This is a genomic window from Clostridiaceae bacterium HFYG-1003 (assembly GCA_024579835.1).
Classification (GTDB): Bacteria; Bacillota; Clostridia; order Clostridiales; family Clostridiaceae; genus JG1575.
Map to the genome: position 1 here is coordinate 2782779 of CP102060.1, position 17544 is coordinate 2800322.

Here is a 17544-nt window from a genome sequence, read left to right on the forward strand (position 1 = left end):
CCGACTGACTGAAAACCGACTGATGTATCTCTCAGCAGGAAATCCCCCCAAAGAAGACAGACCGCGATGGTCTGTCTTCTTTGGCTGAAGTCGAATTCTTTTGCACCCATCACCTGATCTGGTAACTTTGAACTGGTTCGAAACCCATCAACTGGTTCGGAACCCATCAACTGGCCCAGTTTCCGGCAACAGTCAGGATTGCTCGATTTCCCGGGGCAGATCGCAGACTCCAGCAGTGCAATGATACAGGAAGACTCGGTCCGAACTGTCCAGGCTGCCCAAAAAGTCAACCGCGGCGCGGAGCGGACTGTCCGGTGTGACCAGCTGGATCCGTCCAGGCAGATTCAACGAACGAGCCAGTCGGGTCAGGGCCTCGAAATCCGGTCCGGTCAGGATATGCAGTTCCTGATCTCCGGATATTCGCTGCCAGGCATCCACCAGGGTGACCACGGCATCCGGGTTGTCCGTCATCTGGCCGGAAAAGCGCTGAAACATCTGATCCAGAATCCGCCGGTACCTGGGCTCGTGGGCGATCAGGCTAAGCTCGGCCAGGACCAGCGCCATGATTCCGTTTCCCGATGGAATCGCGGAATCGTAGGCATCCACCGGGTTCAGAATCAGGTCGGACCGACCGACTCCCGCCAGCTGAAAGGCTTGTTCCGCCTCGGAGTAAAATTCCTGCAGGGTCTGCTCCGTGAGTCGGATGGCCTGAAGAAGCCACTTTGGCCGCTGACTGGCCTGAGCCAGTGCCAGCAGCGCGTGAATCCCAAAGGCATAATCGTCCAGGATGCCTTCGGGTCCCATCCGGCTGCCCCGGCGGGAGGTATGAAGCCTGCCGTCCACGGTCATTGATCCCAGCAGCCGGTCCATCGTCGCTTCGGCCAGGGTCAGCAGGGACGGATCGGCAAAAGCCTGGGAGCCGACGGCCAGGGCCCGGACGACCATGGCGTTCCAGGAAAACAGGATTTTATCATCCCGCAGGGGCCGGATCCGCTGATCCCGCCAGGCTTTCAGCTGATTGAGCAGCGGCCGCCAGACCTGTTCTTCGGAATCCCGCACCGACAACTCGGCAGCAATCAGATTCAGGATGTTCCCGCCTTCAAAGTTTCCCTTTGCCGTCACCCCGAAGACAGCTTTGAAAGGCTCTGCCGCATCGCCCGCGATCTGATCGATCTCAGCTTCGCAAAAGACATAGAATTTGCCTTCCACCCCTTCTGAATCGGCATCCTCGGCGGCGCAAAAGAGTCCGTCTTCCGACTGGAGATCACTCATTATATACTCCAGGGTCCGGTCATAGATCGTTCGAAACAGGGGCAACGGCTGCCTCTGCCAGGCTCTGGCCGCCACTTCCATCAGAAAGGCATTGTCATAGAGCATCTTCTCAAAATGTGGCACCAGCCAGGCCTCATCCACACTGTAGCGGCTGATGCCGCCTCCGACATGATCATAGATTCCGCCGCGGTACATGCTTTCCAGGGTGGCAAACGCCATTTCCAGGGGTCCTGGTTCGTCAGAGGGATCCGCCTGATCTGCCCCGGTCTGGACATCCGGCTGATTCAAAAGGAACAGCAGGTTGTGTGGGGCAGGAAACTTGGGTTTGGTGCCAAAGCCAGGATGAACCGGATCATAGCGCAGGCGCAGGGTCTCCACCAGCTGTTCGGCCAGGTCGGGGTCCAGGCTGCGGCGGTCCTCCCGCTGCCGGCTCCGGATGGTTTGAACCTGGGTGAGCACCTGCTCCGTAATCTGTTCCACAGCGGCAGGATTCCCGTGATAGACCTCCTGAATCCCGGTCAGTATCTGAGGGAATCCGGGGGACCAGACCGTGGCCTGCGGCGGGATGTAGGTAGCGGCATAAAACGGCGCCAGCCCGGGCGTCAGAAAGACGTTCATCGGCCAGCCGCCCTGCCCGGTCAAGGCCTGGGTAAAGCTCATGTACAGGTGATCCAGATCCGGGCGCTCCTCCCGGTCCACTTTGACGGCAATGAAGTGCTCGTTCAACAGTCGGGCAATTTCCTCGTTTTCAAAGGATTCCCGCTCCATGACGTGACACCAGTGGCAGGTGGAATAACCTACCGACAGAAAAATTGGCTTATTCTCCCGCCGGGCCCGCCCGAGCGCTTCCTCGCCCCAGGGGTACCAGTCCACGTGATTGTGGGCATGCTGCAATAGATACGGCGAGGCTTCGCCGATCAGTCGGTTGGTATGCTGTTGAGTCATGGCTTCCTCCTTATCAGTCGAAATGATAGTACCATTGTAAGGAGCAGATGTTACCGCCGAATGAACTGAATCCCAGGTCCCCTGGCTCCCCTTCGCCAGCACCACCCCTTCAATCCTGTACCGCCCGGCCTTGCCGTGCAGGAATCGGACCGAATTGGCGGCAGTCCGTACTGACAGCGGAACTTAAAAAAGCCAGGAGACTCTGCCCTGCAGGGTCTCCTGGCGTGTCGCTCGGTGGGGTAACTACTGATTTCCTTTGAAATAATGCAGATCCAGGGCCTGGGACAGGTATTCCAGGGTCTTGATGCCGCACAGACTGTTGCCCTTCTCATCCAGGGCGGGACTGTAGACCCCCAGGCCGGCCTTGCCCTGTACCAGGGCGAGAATGCCTCCGCCCACGCCGCTTTTGGCCGGCATGCCGACTTTAATGGCAAATTCCCCGGAACTGTCATACATGCCACAGGTGACCATGAGTGTTTTGACCAGAGTGGCATAATAAGCGCTGAGAATCGGCTCTCCGGTGAGCGGATCCTGCCCGTCATTGGCCAGGATCATGCCAAACCGGGCCAGATCCCTGGTATTGACCAGGATGGAGCACATCCGGAAGTAGGCATCCAGGGTCGCTTCCACATCGCCCTGAATGACCTGGTCGGATTTCATGAAATAGGCCAGAGACCGGTTCAGGTCACCGGTTTCCTTTTCCGACCGGTACACCGTCTCATCAATGGTCAGGGGGCGGCGGGCCAGGCCTTCGAGGAATTCCATGAACTGGACGAAGGTTCTGCCCTCCTCCAGGATCAGCCCCATCGTCGCGATGGCGCCGGCATTGATGAAGGGATTCAGAGGATGGTGCCCCTTGGTTTCCAGCTTGACGATGGAGTTGAAGGAATCGCCGGTCGGTTCCACGCCAACCCGGGAGAAGACTTTCTCATGACCCAATTCAAGCAGGGCGTAGATCAGGAGCAGGGCCTTGGAAATGCTCTGCATGGTGAACATCTGATCCCAGTGGCCGCGGCAGTGGAACTCCCCATCCCGGGTGAGAACGCAGATGCCCAAATGGTCAGCGGGGGCTCCAGCCAGGGCCGGGATATAATCAGCCACTTTGCCCTGTCCCAGATAACCGGATCCATAGGCAAGCGCGTCGGTCAGTCCCTGATCCATCGCTTGGGTCAGATCGAATGTTTTTTTGAGTTCTTCCATAGCATTTCCTCCGTCCTGAATACAATCCCTTCTATCTTACCGAGGGGCATTCAAAAAGACAAACCGTGAGCTCACCCCCGCGGTTCGTGAAACATCATATTTACAACAAAAACCGGCGGGCTTTAATACATTTTTGGTTTGAGTCCGCCTTCGTTTTGTTTTTTTGAAATTACCTGTTATTTTTTTGACTGGCCGGTGGTTTCGGTCCGGCTGGTTTCGGTCCGGCTGGTTTCGTCCCGGCGGGTTCCGCTCCGGCTGCTTCCTCCTGGCGGGAGAGCACCCAGTCCCGCAACACCAGGGCATGGTTATATTCCCGGGACTTGGCGGCATAGAGAAACACCACGGGCCCATCCGCCAGATAAATTGCCATCTGCTCCAGAAAGTCCGCCGCCGCAGGGTTTGCGTTCAACTCCTCCAGGTAGGCTTCCCGGAACCGGGGAAAGGTCTCGGGATCATGGGCAAAGGTCCGGCGCAGTTCCGTGGATGGCGCCACTGCTTTGGCCCAGTCGGTCAGCTCAAGATCCTCCTTGCGTTTCCCTCTGGGCCAGAGCCGGTCTACCAGAATCCGCCTGCCCGCTGCAATCTCCTCATACACCCGGCTTACCTCAATGACTGCCATGCCTGGTCTCCTCCCTGTTCCCTTTGATTAACTACATTGTAACCCTTTTCTCCCGGAAAAAGCGTAAGAATAAAGTACGGGATCCCAAGGGATCCAATAGAAAAACCGTACAGGGAGGAACCTGACATGATAAAAAAAGCCGCCCCTTTCGTCCTGAGTCTGTCAATTCTGGCCGGCTGTGCTCCGGCTGCCCCGGCTTCGGCCTTTTTGAAGAAAGTTGCGGTCAGTCCAACGGCCACCACTGTCCAGGTCCCGTCGGACATCCACGCCAGCATCTTTGCGCTGGCCAAGGAGATTACCCCGGCGTACTTCAGCGAATCCAAGAAGCAGAACCAGATCTTTTCCCCACTGTCCCTGTGGACGGCGCTGGGTGTTCTGCGGGAAGGCGCAGCCGGTGAAACGCGGACGGAGCTGGACCAACTGATGAAGCTGTCCGCGGACTTTGACTCTTCCAAGGTGATCCCGGACTTGTCCAAAAGCCTCAATTTCATGACGGCTTCGAAACTGCCCAAGGCCAAACCGGATGATTCCAAGTACGGCGTCCTTTTAACGAATGGGATTTTCTTTGACCAACGCTTTGCCAAAAACATCCGCTCCAGTTTTTTTGAGACGGCAGCCTCGGTCTGGGGTACGGAAACGGCCCATGTTGACTTTACCAAAGAAACCGAAACCAAATCGCTTATCCGCCAGTGGGTCAGTGACAAGACCGAGCAGTTCATCGCGGATTATGACGCCACCTTCGCCACGGATGGTTCCGCCATCCTCAATATCTACAATGTCCTGTTCCTGAAGGACCTGTGGCTGGAGCCTTTCCAGAAACTGGAGAATCAGACCTTCCACGCTCCGACCGGCGATGTTTCGGTGCCGTTCATGGGCCGTCTTGCCGAAGGCGCTCACTATGTCGATCATTCCAAAGCCCAGGCTGTCGCTTTCCCCGGAGAACAGGGCATTCGCGTCTGGTTCATGCTGCCGAAGAACGAATTGCAGCCGGTGGACCTGGTGGCTGACCTGGATGGCATTCTGGCCGGCGGAGCGCCGACCTATGTCAACTTCAAGGCACCGGTCCTGGATCTGGACGGAGAGAATCTGTCGCTGAAGGACCTGCTGGAAGCCAAGGGCTATACCAAAATGTTCCATTCGGCGGATCTGTCCCGCATGCTGGACGGAGTCAACGCGGAGGTCTCCGAGATCAAGCAGAAGACGAAACTGCAGATGGACGAAAAGGGCTTCAAGGCTGCGGCCGTCACCGAAATTGGCATTCTGGAGACCTCCGGACCGGCCGATCCCCCGGTTGAATTCATCGCTGACCGGCCCTATCTTATCGTCATTGAGTACCAGGGCCTGCCTCTGTTCATTGCTCAGATCAAACAGCCGTCAGAAAAATAACGGCAACCGCCTCGCCTGAAACGGAGGAATTCTTATGAAGCGACCGATCATCCCACTGATTCTCGGACTGTCGCTGCTGGCGGGCTGCGCGCCGCAGAGCCCGGCTTCGGCCTTTTTGAAAAAAGTCCCGGTCAATGATTCCGCCCCGACCGTTCAGGTCCCAGCGGAGATTCACGCCAGCATCTTTGCCCTGACCAGGGAAATTACCCCAGCCTATTTCAGGGAATCCGCGAAGCAGAATCAGATCTTTTCCCCGTTGTCCCTGTGGACCGCCCTGGGGGTTCTGCGGGAAGGCGCAGCCGGAGAAACCCTGGCGGAGCTCGACCGTCTGATGAAGCTGTCGGCGGCCTTTGACTCCTCGAAAGTGATCCCGGATTTGTCCAAAAGCTTAAATTTCATGACAGCTTCGAAATTGCCCAAAGACAAGCCGGATGATTCCCGGTACGGCATCCTTCTGACCAACGGCATTTTCTTCGACCAGCGCTATGCCGCCAAGATCCGCTCCGCCTACCTGGAAACGGCTGCCTCGGTCTGGGGCACGGAAACGGCCCGAGTTGACTTTACCAAAGCGGCCGAAACCAAGGAAATCATCCGGCAGTGGGTCAGTGACAAGACCCAGGAGTTCATCCCGAACTACGAAGCGAGCTTTGCCACCGACGGATCCGCCATCCTCAATATCTACAATGTGCTGTTTCTCAAGGACTTATGGCTGATGCCCTTCCAGAAGCTCCAGAATCAGACCTTCCATGCGCCTTCCGGCGATGTGTCGGTGCCGTTCATGGGACGCCTGGCCGAGGATGCCCACTACGTCGATCACGCCAGAGCTCAGGCTGTCGCCTTCCGCGGCGAGCAGGGCATCCGGGTCTGGTTCCTGCTGCCGAAGAACGGGCTGCCACCGGTGGATCTGGTGGCCGACCTGGATGAAATTCTGGCGGGCGGAGAGCAGACTTACCTCCACTTCAAGGCTCCGCTCCTGGATCTGGACGGGGAGAACCTGTCCCTGAAAGACCTGCTCCAGGCCAAAGGCTATACCAAAATGTTCCAAGAAGCGGATCTGTCCCGCATGCTGGACGGTATCTATGGCGAAGTATCGGATATCAAGCAGAAGACCCGGCTGCAGATGGATGAAAAAGGCTTCAAGGCCGCTGCGGTCACCCAGATCAGCATTGATACCTCGGCACCGCCGGATCCGCCCCTGGAAATCACCGTCGACCGGCCCTATCTCATCGTCATTGAATACCAGGGCCTGCCTCTGTTTGTCGCTCAGATCAAACAGCCGTCAGAACCATAGCCTCACTCACCACGTTTGAAAACGGAGGAATCCAGATGAAACGATCCACCATTCCATTGATTCTGGGGCTGTCCCTGCTGGCCGGCTGTGCGCCGGTCACGCCGGCTTCGGTGTTCTTAAAGCAGGTTCCGGTGAATTCAGCCCGAACTGCGGTTGAGGTCCCTTCCGAGATCCGCTCCAGTCTGTATGAGCTGGCGGAGGAAATTACCCCGGCCTATTTCGCGGTCTCGGAGAAGAAAAATCAGATCTTTTCCCCGCTGTCCCTGTGGACGGCCTTGGGTGTTCTGCGGGAAGGCGCGGCCGGGGAAACGCTGGCGGAACTGAACCGCCTGATGAAGCTGCCGGCTGGTTTTGATTCCTCGAAGGTCATTCCGGACCTGAGCAGAAGTCTCAATTTCATGACGGCATCGAAATTGCTCCGGGACAAGCCGGATGATTCCAAGTACGGCATACGCCTGACCAACGGAATCTTTTTCGATTCACGCTATGCTGCCAACATCAAATCCCAGTATTTCGAAACCGCCGCCTCCGTCTGGAGCGCGGAAACCGCTCAGGTCGACTTCACCAAAGAAGAAGAAACCAAGGAAATCATCCGGCAATGGGTCAGTGACAAGACGGACCGGTTCATGGAGGATTATGAAGCGACCTTTGAGACCGATGGCTCTGCCATTCTCAATATCTATAACGTGCTCTACCTGACCGATCTGTGGCTGGTTCCTTTCCAGAAGCTTCAAAATCAGACCTTCCACGCTCCCTCCGGTGACGTCCAGGTTCCCTTTGTGGGCCGACTGGCCGATGGGACGGACTATGTGGATCATGCCAAAGCCCAGGCGGTCGCCTTCCCCGGCGAACAGGGCATCCGGGTCTGGTTCCTCCTGCCCAGGGGAGAAGCCGAACCGCTGGATCTGATTCCAGAGCTGGCCTCGATTCTGTCCGAAGGGTCCCCGGCCCTGGTGGATTTCAAGGCTCCCGCCCTGGATATCAATGGCGAGAACCTGTCCCTGAAGAAACTCCTGATCGACAAAGGCTACACCAACATGTTCCTGTCCGCGGACCTGTCGAACATGCTCAGCGGCGTGACGGCTTCCGTCACCGAAATCAAGCAGAAAACCAAACTGCAGCTGGATGAAAAAGGCTTCAAGGCCGCTGCCGTCACTGAAATCGGCGTCGGCAAAACCTCCCTCCCCGGGGACAATAAGATTGAGTTCACCCTGGATCGCCCCTACCTCCTGGTCATCGAGTACCAGGGACTCCCCCTGTTCATATCCCGAATCCAGGATCCGTCAGAAAAGTAGCCCATCACTTCACCACTCAGTATCCACGGTACCCTTCACCCAGGACGTACTGACGAAGAGAACCTGCAATGAAAACGACCTGTTCCGGACTGACATGGACCGGAACAGGTCGTTTTTTTGTCTGAACTATGTTATGACTCAAGTTCTGGCGTAAGTTCTGGCTTAAGATCTGAAATCATGGAACACATCAGGGTGAGAGGGAACCGGACGGAGTGTTTACCACAGGTCCTCCTGCCCGTCAGACTGCGGCGGGGTCTGAGTTTCCAGTGGCTTGCCCTGGTCGTTGGTTTCGGCTGCCGGGTGGGTCTGGGTGATTTCTTTTCGGATCTCATTCAGGGTTTTGAGGTAGATTCCCGCGATCAGAGTCATGGCGGCTCCGATCAGGAGAGAGGTTCTGCGCTCGGATTTTGACATGGGACATCCTCCCTTGTGCAGTGTGGTTCGGGTGCTGGTCTTCCGGCTCAAAGTCTTGTCTTCTATACCCCTACTATACATCGAATCCGGCGCATATGGTATTCTTGAAGCAGGAACATCCCGCTTAATTTCGCACCCTTCCCTCAGATAGCGGCGTTGGCCGGACCGCTTGGTTCAACAGCTCCGGCGTTCGCCCGGAAGTAACGGGCCGGACTGCTGTTCCAGTTTGCTCAAAAAAGGAAGACTTTCATGAATTATAAATTGCCTCTCAACATTCTTCACGTTGCCGATCTGCATCTGCTGTCCGCCCGTCTCCATGACAAAGGCGATGCCCTGCATCGCGTCAGTCTGCAGGGTGACGGCAAAGTTCTGCCCTATTCAGCGGAAATCGTGGAGGCGTTCACCTGGTATGTGCTTCGCCAGAAACCGGATCTATTGGTCATCAGCGGCGATCTGACTTTCAACGGGGAATTGGAGAGCCATCTGGATGTGGTGGAACAGCTGCACCGGATTCAGTCCGGGGGAATTCCGGTAGCGCTGATTCCCGGGAATCACGATATCGCCATCGCTTCGGCGGCCGCATTCCTGAAGGGAAGCATCCGGTCGGCGCCGTCCATCAGTGAGCCAGAATTCCTGGAACTGTACCGGGCCTTCGGCTATGACCGTGCCCGCTGGCGGGATCCGGCTTCCTTCAGCTGTATCCTGGAACTGAATGACGGGCTGCGGCTGGCTTTGATTGATACCAACACCCGCCTGGCACCGGGCAGGATTTCTCCGGCAACGCTGGAATGGCTGGACCGGTCCCTGGGGGAAGCTTCCGCTCAGGGCGAAACCATTCTGACGGCGACCCATCAAAATATTCTGGTCCATAATGAAAAGTTCACCAGGGGATTCATCATCGACAACCATCTGGAGCTGATGCAGGTTCTCGATAAGTATCGGATCCGGCTGAATCTGTCCGGTCATATCCATCTGCAGCACCTGGCTCTGACTCCGGAGGGTCTCAACGAAACTGCCACCGGGGCGTTGTCGGCGTTTCCTCATTTGATGGCTCATGTGACCATTGATGAGGAACTGGTCCTGCAGTACCGGACCGAATCGCTGAACGTGTCCGGCTGGGCCGCCGGCCAGAGAGTGAATGACCCTAATCTGATGGATTTTGAGGCTTTCTCCAGTCAGTACTTTTACGGGATTTCAGCGCTGAAGACCGGTGCTGATCTGCTCCAGGATCCTTCCCTCAGCGAACCGGAGGTGATTCGAATGGCTGAATTCGCGGCGGAAGTGACCCGGGCCTATTTCTCCGGAACCCTGCATCTGCTGCTGCAGGATCCGCAGCGTCACCAGGGCTATCGCCTGTGGGAAGAAAAAGGGCGTCACCTGCGGTTCTGGCATTATCTCAATTCCTTCCTGATTGCTCCGCTCAAGAATGAGAATGAGCTGCGGCTGTCGCTGCGGCCGAAGCCCTGAATGGCGCCTGCTCGGTCTGATAGACCCGGCAGGCCGCCAGAAACCGGCTCACCGCTTCCGGATTATCGGACCAAAGCAGGTGCGGGTAACCCGCCAGGGTTTGCCTGGTCTGGCGGAAGGCCGGATAGGATCTGCCGCTGCCGGCTTTAACGGCGGTGAAGCAGTCGCCGGGATCGTCACTGACGGAGTGATGGAAGCTGTGCGCCGGGATGACGGCTCCCCGGGGCAGGAGCAGATTGTCTGCGTTGGCGGTCAGCCTGGCATATCCGAAATCCTGGAGCGAATCGGTCATCCGGGTGATTCCGGGGAAAACGCCCGCCATCGGGTACTCCTCTCCCGATGGTGTCCGGATGGCTTTGTGCAGCACCATAAAGCCGCCGCACTCGGCATAGATTGGCAGCCCCGACTGTGAGCCTGTCCGGAGGGCTTGGAGCATCCCCTGATTTTCGGACAGAGTCCGGGCATGCAGTTCCGGATAGCCGCCCCACAGGATCAGGCCATCCAGATGGTCCGGCAGAGCCGGTTCGTGCAGCGGGGAGAAAAACACCAGCTGGGCTCCCATGGTTTCAAGGAGGTCCAGGTTGTCCTGATAGTAGAAGCAGAAGGCTTCATCCCTGGAAATGCCGATCCGCAGCGGTCGGTCCCCCTCAGCGGATACTGGATCGTCTCCGGCCGCATTCGTGGTGCCGGATCCGACTCCGCTTCGATCCCTTCCCTCCGGCAGGATCGGCTCCGTTTCAGGCGGTGAGTCCAGGGGGTCTAAGCGGTCCGCTCCGGCGGCAATCGCAAAGAAAAGATCCCAGTTGACTCCCTGTAAGGCCGCCTGCCCCAGGCGGTCCAGCTTCTGGCGGAGATCGCTGATCTCCGCCGCTGTGATCAGGCCCAAGTGACGGGATCCGATCTCCGCTTCCGGAATGGCGGGCAGCGCGCCCACCACCGGCAGCTCCAGACGCTCCTGGATCATCGACCGGTAATACGCCACCAGGCCATCCGGGCAGTGGTTGAGCAGAATGCCCTGCACCCGGTTGGGCATGAACTTCAGAAAGCCAAAGATTTCGGCACAGACGGACAAACCTTTTCCATGGACATTGACCACCAGGAGCACCGGCGTGCCCGTGACCAGGGACACGGCATTGGCAGAAGCTGTTCCCTCATCATCAATGCCGTCATAGAGCCCCATCACCCCCTCAATCAATGACAGATCAAAGGACTGACCGTGATTATGCAAGGTGGATCGGACCGTGGCTTCCTTCATCAGAAACAGATCCAGATTGCGGCAGGGAATCCCCGTGACCTCCCGGTGAAACATGGGATCGATGAAATCGGGACCGCACTTGAAGGCAATGGGTGATTTGCCCAGCAGCTTCAGGGCAGACAGAATGGCTGAGGTCATCGTCGTTTTTCCGCTCCCGCTGCCGGTTCCGGCAATGAGGAGGCGTGGTCTGATTTGATTCATAATGGTTCCTTTCCTTCGGGGAGCGAAGCCAGCGTCAGCGGGATGCTTCCCCCTGATGACCTGAAATATTGTCATCAGGACATCCTGAAATCTCGGCATTCACTGACATCTGCTTCAACCATCGCTCTGAACCGAAGTATCGCCTGGTTTGTTCTCTGAAATTGTACCAAATTTTCAGCCTGCGTGATGCTGTATCCCGGGGGAAGTACTATTTTTGATCACCAACCGGTGCGCTTCCTTTCCGGTTCATATCCTGCCCTCCGCCTGAATCCGTTCATGACAAAACTCCCTGTCGGGCAATCCGAGCTGTTCGCTCTGCCTGGCAGGGAGTTTCTGATCTCTGTTGTTATTGACCAGTCAGACTCGCATCTGACGGATGTTTCATTCAGTGAATCTTTGGTGGTTAAAGTCTGTTGCTTGATCGGACTATGCCAGATCGACATCCTCATCGACGATAACGGGTTCTTCCTGATTGCCGAGGCTCAGCAGGAGGTTGAGGAGAATTCCGACGATGGCGGCGGTGGCAATGGCCGGGAAACGCACGCCGAAGAATGGAATCATGGATTCCGGGAAGTAGAAGCTGCCGCCCAGGCCAATGATGAGGATCACGGAGATGATCGCAAGATTCTTGGAGCTGAACATATCCACCTGCTTCTCAATGATGATGGCGATTCCCTGAGCGGCAATGACACCGAACAGGTAGATGGACAGTCCGCCGATGACGGCTGCCGGAATGGAATAGACCGCGTTGACCAGGGGGGTGAAGCTGGAGATCACCATGGTCAGGATTGCCGCCGTAATCAGCACGTTGACTGAGAAGTTCTTGGAAATGGCCATGGCGGAAATGTTTTCGCCATAGTTGGTGCCGGCCGGTCCGCCGATGGCTGCGGAAACGATGTCGCCGATTCCGTCACCGATGAGGTTGTCGCCCAGGCGGTTCTCCAGGTCGTAGACCTTGGTGGAACCCTTCTTCTTTGCCAGATTGTTGACATAGATGTGCAGCTGGAAGATGTGGGCCGTCGATTCCGGGATGGTGGCCAGCGCGATGGGCATAATAGCAGCCACTGCAACAAAGGTCGGCTTGGGCAGCGTGATGACCGGCAGCTGAAGCATGGCTCCCTGAATGGTATCAAAGCTGATGAACGGAATTTTCGTAACCATCTGAACGATGATGGCAACGCCATAGCCGGTCAGGAGTCCGAACAGGATCGGCAGCTGGCTGAATCGTCCCTTCAGATAAACTGAGTAAAGGATGGTGGAGAGCAGGGTCGCGATGGCGATCACCCAGGCCCAGTTCATTCCCCAGGCGGGATCCACGGAGGCCGGCACAGCGGTGGCGTTGGACATAGCCGAACCAGCCAGGGACAGACCGATGATGATGGCAATGGGTCCGGTGACGCTGGCGGGCAGCAGGCGATCAATGAGCTTACGGCCGTACCGGCGGATGATGAAACCGGCAATGATCGACACGAATCCGGACATCATGATACCGAACTGAGCAATGGAGATTCTTTCATTCATGGGCAGATGGGCATAGGTTGATCCCATGGTAATGGAGGTAATGGCCGCGATGTAGGAGAAGCTGGAACCGTAGTAGAGCGGAATCTTGCGTCCGGTCACCAGGATAAAGCAAAGCGTTGCCAGCCCTGAGGCGAAGATGGTGGTGGATACGTTGAATCCGGTCAGCAGAGCGACCAGAACCGTCGCGGGGAACATGACGATGATTTGTTGGAGTGCAAAGAATAATAATTCCAGGGGCCTTGGCGTCTCATCCGGCAGATAGCCGTGTACCTTGTTGGTCATGAATAATACCTCCAATTTTTTGCAATAAAAAAATCCTGCTCGCCGCAAGATCGCACAGTTATCCCATTTGTTATCTTACGGTTTCTCGAGAACCTTTTTAAAGATTTATCATTACGATGATATCACTTTCTGCTTCAAATAGAAAGAAGGAAATCAAACCCGGGGTTTATTTCACGTTTTATCACCATTCATCGGTGCTCGGCGATGAAATGCTCAAAAATTGCCGTTCGATTTGACGAAACCAATTGGATCAAAGCAAAAGACCGCCGAAGCGGTCTTTTCGCTGCCTGATTCATCCAGTCCAGTGATCGGTCAGAGGCTGTTCTTCCTGGAATGAGTGCCGGGTGACTTACTGGTTTCCTGAATCTCCGGGCTGCGTTTTTTTCTCCCAGGCGTGCGTCACCTGCAGAATCGCCAGAAGCGCCAGCGCGAAGGCAATGGGCGCGTAAACAAACAGGGAGCGGAAGCTGCCGGACAGGTCCCGGACCAGTCCGAACAGGATGGGGCTGGCAATGGATGCAGAGAAGGAAAAGAAATAGTAGTAACCGGTGAATGTTCCCAGTTCATTCTCTCCCGCCATCTCCAGCACCATGGGCAGGGAATTGATGTTAATGCCGGCCCAGAACATACCGCCCAGAAGCAGCAGCGCCCGGATGCCCCATAATGATTCCACAAACAGAAGCGGAATGAACACCGCCACTAGGCCGACCAGGCCCAGGAGGATGGTTCGGCGCCGGCCGATCCGGTCGGCAATGATCCCCGAGGGTACGGCGAAAATGACAAAGGAAACGGAGAAAAATGCCAGCAGCATGGCTGCCTGTCCCTCACTCTGTCCCAGGACCGTCGTGGCATAGCTGGTGAAGAAGGTTTCCACCGCGTTGTAGGCACAAAACCAGAAAAAAATCGCCAGAAGCAGAAAGAACAGGCTGCGCCGGGAATCGGACGACAGCTTGCGGAAGCCCCCCAGTCCAAAGAATGACTGATCACCAGATTCCTCCTGGGTATCCGGCGGAGTCATCAGTCTGGGATTGAGCCGGTTTTCCTTGATCAGGACAAAGAGCAGGCCAACGGCCAGCAGCATGATGACGGACCCCATAAGGAAAGTGGCGCCGCGGCCGTAGCTGTGGGCGATGCGTCCCCCCACCAGAAAGGCGATGATGGAGGCAGCGCCGCCCATCAGATTAATCAGTCCGTTGGCCTTGCTGCGCAGGGGGTCCGGTGTCAAATCCGGCATCAATGCAATCATGGGAGCCCGCCAGATGGACATGATGAAATTAAAGATAATAATAACCAGCATCAGAAGCCATAGCACTTTCATCTGAGGAATGAAGGCGAACAGCACGGCGCAGATCGGTGCGCCAATCAGGATATAGGGCATGCGCCGGCCGAACCGGGTGCGGGTTTTGTCGCTTCTGGCACCGAAATACGGCTGAAAAATCACCCCGAAGACGTTGTCGATGGTCATGATCAGACCGACGGTGGCGGTGGAGGCAATGAAGTCCTGAAGAATCAAGGGTACGAAACTGTTGTACAGGCTCCATAACAATGAGCTGGCAAAAAATCCCAATCCGATCAGCAGGGTCTGGCGAACGTTCAGCTTCAGCTTGTCCTGTGGCATATGACCATCTCCTCACAGCGTTGTTATGATAAATTCTTTTTACTTCTTTGACAGATGCTTCATCCATGACAGATGCTTCATCCATGAATGGTTCTGATCCTCTGTGTATTATCAGCTTTCTCGGTTTGTTTCGGGCTGGTCCGGTCCGTTTAGTGCACTCGGTCTGTCTCTGGCTGTTTCGGTCTGTATCAACCCAATGCAGTCTGCCAGTCTGTTGATCTGTCTGTTTTGTCACTTCTGGGCAGAGGTCTGTTATGCTCTTTGGTTCTGTCTGGTCCGATCTTATTATCGGAGGAGCGCTCTTCTGAGCTGGTTTGTGGTAACTGGTGTTTGACCGGATTCAGCCTGGATCAGATTCTGATTCTACGGAACAGGACTACTCAACGGTCTTGGTGGCGACAATGTTAATGCCCTGGTTGAGTACATTGAGGCAGATCACGTCGCCCCGGCGGACGGGCTTTCCAACATAAATGCGGGAGAGGACCCGGGAAATCGGCAGGAACATTTCCATCTCCACTGGTTGGGTGCTTTTCACCGGCACCACTTCAATTCGTCCGGAGTCCTTGCAGCGAATGAGGGATGTAAAATAGGCTTTCATGACCAGACCTCCTATATGCTTTCGAATTCTTTGATTCGGGCAGTCAGAATGCGCGATTCCTTGGAGTCATTGAGAATTTCCTCGGGCTTTTTGTCCAGTTCTTTGGCCAGAATTTTCAGGATCCGGTTCATGCAGTAAGATCCCTGGCAACTGCCGAAGGAAATGCCGGTGCGGCGCTTGACCCCTTCCACAGTTCGGGCTCCCAGCGGTCGCCGGATGGAGTTGACGATTTCCCCTTCCGTCACCTGGGAACAGGTGCAGATCATATGGCCAAAGCGGGGATCAAAGGCAATGGCTTCATTGCGTTCCTTGTCCGACAGATCGCGGAACCGGAAATAATCCCGCCGTTTGAATACATAGTCCGGATTCTCAGCTGTCTTGAAATTGCTGACCACCAGGTCCGACACAATCTGTGTGACCCGGGGCAGCAGAGCAGGCAGTTGATGGTTCTTAACCTCCAGGTTAATGTAGCCTTTTTCTTCCAGCAGATCACTGATAACGATGGGCACATCATAGTAATTATTGACGGTTAACAGGTCCACACGCTCGGAGGGAAACGGTCCGATGAGCTCTTCCACCCGGTGCTTGACGCCCTTGTAATCCATGCGTTGGGAGGCTTCAATGGCAGCCACTGCCTTTCCTGAAAAAGTCGGCATGATGGAGGAAGCATGGCCGTCAGCATGAAATACGTTCAGCATGAGCCCGATATCCTGTTGGTAATTTTTCTCCAGCAGCATCGTCTGCAGCGGGACATCCCGCGTGGCCCGGCGGTATTCCCCGCCGCCCAGGTACAGATCGTTGAACGCCGTGATGACCACTACCCGGCAGGTATATTTGGATTTATTCGTGGTAACCCGAACCTCGTCATGGGCGATTCGTTCGATGGCGGTTACTTCTTCTTCGAGGCGAATGCGGACTCCATTTTCTGAGGCGATCTCTCCCAGAGCGGTGGCCATGTCATAGGGAGAAATAATACCGGTGTTCTCATGGCGGATGATCCATTGATAGCTGTCTTTGATTTGCGGTGTCCAGGCAGCGGCCTCTTCCCGGCTGACCGGGCGGGCTCCCTGGATGCCCCGGCGGTGGATCCTCTCCAGGGCGGCCTCAAAGTCCTTCTTCTCGTCATAAATCGACAGGGATGGCTCTTTCTCGTAGTAGAAATTGCCTTTCCGGCTGTACTCCAGCAGTGGAATATGGGAATCCCGGAGCAGTTCATAGACCGAATCATCCATGACATCCGTCCCATCGGTTACAAAGGTTGTAATGAACTGGGCTACATCTTCCGCAATGTCGAAATTGCGCTCGATGACAGCAATATTCAGATTATAGCGGGCAAGTGCCGCGGCAACACTGCAGCCGGCGAGACCGCCGCCCAGAATGACTACATCATAATCCATCTTTCGTCCCTCTCTTGGTTCATCGTGCTGGTTAGTTCATTTCATCGGCCTGACAGAATAATCGGAAAAGGTCGCGTTCCCTCGCTTCGTACCGCCGCTCAAACAATTCGGGATCATGATGAAAGCGGATCAGGTCGTACAGAAACGGATCGGACGCAAAGCTGTCCCAGGCAGTCACCATGGCATAGCCGTATTCGGGGTGATGCTGATAGATGTCCCAAGCTTTCCAATGACCGGCCACCGCCGGAACGCGGCGAATAATGCCTGCCAGGAGAACCACCAGTGTTTTCTGGATCGGCCCGGCGCCGTAGCGGATTTTGCCGACATCATGCAGGAGGGCGGCGCGGAGCAGCTGTCGTTTCCGCTCTCCGATGACATCGACGGGGAGCAGCTGTTCCAGCGTCTGTGCCGTTGCAATGGTGTGCAACAGCTCGGCTCGACGCAGTTGTCCAACGGCCTGCCGTTCCGGTTCTATCAGGTATTGCTTCAAATAAACTTCGTTCAGCGGTCGAACCGGCGCTGCCAGATCCATGAAAAACTGCCTGACTCTGGACATAATATCTCCTTTTCCCGTTTCTTTCATTTTACCACAGCCGCAGCCGGACAAACGTTCCACAATTCTGACCCCTGGCCTGTGGATAACTTTGTTCAAAAAAGTGGCCTCTAACGATTTCATAAAAGGTTATGAACAATTATCTCCTCTTATCCACAAAAACTGTGGATAAACTTGTTAGATAGAAATTTCAGACAATTGTCCGGTACTATGTCAACCACTCCCATGAA

14 protein-coding genes are annotated in these 17544 nt (G+C 55.8%); 4 read left to right on the top strand and 10 right to left on the bottom strand.

Annotated features, from left to right (window positions below):
- Positions 1 to 192 precede the first annotated feature (192 nt).
- From NQU17_12435 to NQU17_12445, 3 genes are all read right to left on the bottom strand, one after another.
- The gene (locus NQU17_12435) at positions 193 to 2217 is read right to left on the bottom strand and encodes a thioredoxin domain-containing protein (GenBank protein UUM11448.1); all 2025 of its coding nucleotides are present in this window, start codon (positions 2215 to 2217) and stop codon (positions 193 to 195) included.
- A gap of 243 nt (positions 2218 to 2460) precedes the next feature.
- Positions 2461 to 3378, bottom strand: a complete 918-nt coding sequence (gene glsA, locus NQU17_12440) for a glutaminase A (GenBank protein ID UUM13513.1) — start codon at positions 3376 to 3378, stop codon at positions 2461 to 2463.
- Between the two features lie 208 nt (positions 3379 to 3586).
- Positions 3587 to 4036, bottom strand: coding sequence for a DUF488 family protein (locus NQU17_12445; protein UUM11449.1), 450 nt, complete (start codon positions 4034 to 4036; stop codon positions 3587 to 3589).
- A 126-nt stretch (positions 4037 to 4162) separates the two neighbouring features.
- Between NQU17_12445 and NQU17_12450 the strand changes: the two genes are divergently transcribed.
- The 3 genes from NQU17_12450 to NQU17_12460 are packed head-to-tail and all read left to right on the top strand — an operon-like array spanning position 4163 to position 8008.
- On the top strand, positions 4163 to 5422 hold the full coding sequence (locus NQU17_12450) for a serpin family protein (protein ID UUM11450.1): 1260 nt from the start codon (positions 4163 to 4165) through the stop codon (positions 5420 to 5422).
- A 34-nt stretch (positions 5423 to 5456) separates the two neighbouring features.
- On the top strand, positions 5457 to 6713 hold the full coding sequence (locus tag NQU17_12455; protein ID UUM11451.1) for a hypothetical protein: 1257 nt from the start codon (positions 5457 to 5459) through the stop codon (positions 6711 to 6713).
- 35 nt (positions 6714 to 6748) lie between these two features.
- Positions 6749 to 8008: a hypothetical protein gene (locus tag NQU17_12460; GenBank protein UUM11452.1), complete on the top strand. Its 1260-nt coding sequence runs from the start codon at positions 6749 to 6751 to the stop codon at positions 8006 to 8008.
- 216 nt (positions 8009 to 8224) lie between these two features.
- Here the strand turns inward: NQU17_12460 and NQU17_12465 are convergent, their stop codons facing one another.
- Positions 8225 to 8422 (bottom strand): hypothetical protein, encoded by a 198-nt coding sequence (locus tag NQU17_12465; GenBank protein UUM11453.1) that lies wholly within the window; start codon positions 8420 to 8422, stop codon positions 8225 to 8227.
- Between the two features lie 249 nt (positions 8423 to 8671).
- Here NQU17_12465 and NQU17_12470 point away from each other — a divergent pair, with 249 nt between their 5' ends.
- Positions 8672 to 9889 (top strand): metallophosphoesterase, encoded by a 1218-nt coding sequence (locus NQU17_12470; GenBank protein ID UUM11454.1) that lies wholly within the window; start codon positions 8672 to 8674, stop codon positions 9887 to 9889.
- Here NQU17_12470 and NQU17_12475 read toward each other — a convergent pair.
- The 6 genes from NQU17_12475 to NQU17_12500 form a co-directional block, all read right to left on the bottom strand.
- Positions 9843 to 11345, bottom strand: coding sequence for a cobyrinate a,c-diamide synthase (locus NQU17_12475; GenBank protein UUM11455.1), 1503 nt, complete (start codon positions 11343 to 11345; stop codon positions 9843 to 9845). The two genes, NQU17_12470 and NQU17_12475, sit on opposite strands and share 47 nt — an antisense overlap.
- A 426-nt stretch (positions 11346 to 11771) precedes the next feature.
- Positions 11772 to 13148, bottom strand: a complete 1377-nt coding sequence (locus NQU17_12480) for a xanthine permease (GenBank protein ID UUM11456.1) — start codon at positions 13146 to 13148, stop codon at positions 11772 to 11774.
- Between the two features lie 349 nt (positions 13149 to 13497).
- Complete coding sequence (locus NQU17_12485; protein ID UUM11457.1) at positions 13498 to 14766, bottom strand: MFS transporter; 1269 nt, start codon at positions 14764 to 14766, stop codon at positions 13498 to 13500.
- Between the two features lie 376 nt (positions 14767 to 15142).
- On the bottom strand, positions 15143 to 15364 hold the full coding sequence (locus tag NQU17_12490) for a DUF1667 domain-containing protein (protein UUM11458.1): 222 nt from the start codon (positions 15362 to 15364) through the stop codon (positions 15143 to 15145).
- An 11-nt stretch (positions 15365 to 15375) separates the two neighbouring features.
- A complete protein-coding gene (locus NQU17_12495) occupies positions 15376 to 16761 on the bottom strand; it encodes an FAD-dependent oxidoreductase (GenBank protein UUM11459.1) in 1386 nt (461 codons plus the stop codon).
- A gap of 31 nt (positions 16762 to 16792) precedes the next feature.
- The gene (locus NQU17_12500) at positions 16793 to 17317 is read right to left on the bottom strand and encodes an HD domain-containing protein (GenBank protein UUM11460.1); all 525 of its coding nucleotides are present in this window, start codon (positions 17315 to 17317) and stop codon (positions 16793 to 16795) included.
- Positions 17318 to 17544 lie beyond the last annotated feature (227 nt).

Bases quoted from the DNA above. Each gene is read 5' to 3' on its own strand.
- NQU17_12455 (UUM11451.1), top strand. From the start codon at position 5,457: ATGAAGCGACCGATCATCCCACTGATTCTCGGACTGTCGCTGCTGGCG.
- NQU17_12475 (UUM11455.1), bottom strand. From the start codon at position 11,345: ATGAATCAAATCAGACCACGCCTCCTCATTGCCGGAACCGGCAGCGGG.
- glsA (UUM13513.1), bottom strand. From the start codon at position 3,378: ATGGATCAGGGACTGACCGACGCGCTTGCCTATGGATCCGGTTATCTG.
- NQU17_12490 (UUM11458.1), bottom strand. From the start codon at position 15,364: ATGAAAGCCTATTTTACATCCCTCATTCGCTGCAAGGACTCCGGACGA.
- NQU17_12450 (UUM11450.1), top strand. From the start codon at position 4,163: ATGATAAAAAAAGCCGCCCCTTTCGTCCTGAGTCTGTCAATTCTGGCC.
- NQU17_12465 (UUM11453.1), bottom strand. From the start codon at position 8,422: ATGTCAAAATCCGAGCGCAGAACCTCTCTCCTGATCGGAGCCGCCATG.
- NQU17_12495 (UUM11459.1), bottom strand. From the start codon at position 16,761: ATGGATTATGATGTAGTCATTCTGGGCGGCGGTCTCGCCGGCTGCAGT.
- NQU17_12470 (UUM11454.1), top strand. From the start codon at position 8,672: ATGAATTATAAATTGCCTCTCAACATTCTTCACGTTGCCGATCTGCAT.
- NQU17_12480 (UUM11456.1), bottom strand. From the start codon at position 13,148: ATGACCAACAAGGTACACGGCTATCTGCCGGATGAGACGCCAAGGCCC.
- NQU17_12445 (UUM11449.1), bottom strand. From the start codon at position 4,036: ATGGCAGTCATTGAGGTAAGCCGGGTGTATGAGGAGATTGCAGCGGGC.
- NQU17_12460 (UUM11452.1), top strand. From the start codon at position 6,749: ATGAAACGATCCACCATTCCATTGATTCTGGGGCTGTCCCTGCTGGCC.
- NQU17_12500 (UUM11460.1), bottom strand. From the start codon at position 17,317: ATGTCCAGAGTCAGGCAGTTTTTCATGGATCTGGCAGCGCCGGTTCGA.
- NQU17_12435 (UUM11448.1), bottom strand. From the start codon at position 2,217: ATGACTCAACAGCATACCAACCGACTGATCGGCGAAGCCTCGCCGTAT.
- NQU17_12485 (UUM11457.1), bottom strand. From the start codon at position 14,766: ATGCCACAGGACAAGCTGAAGCTGAACGTTCGCCAGACCCTGCTGATC.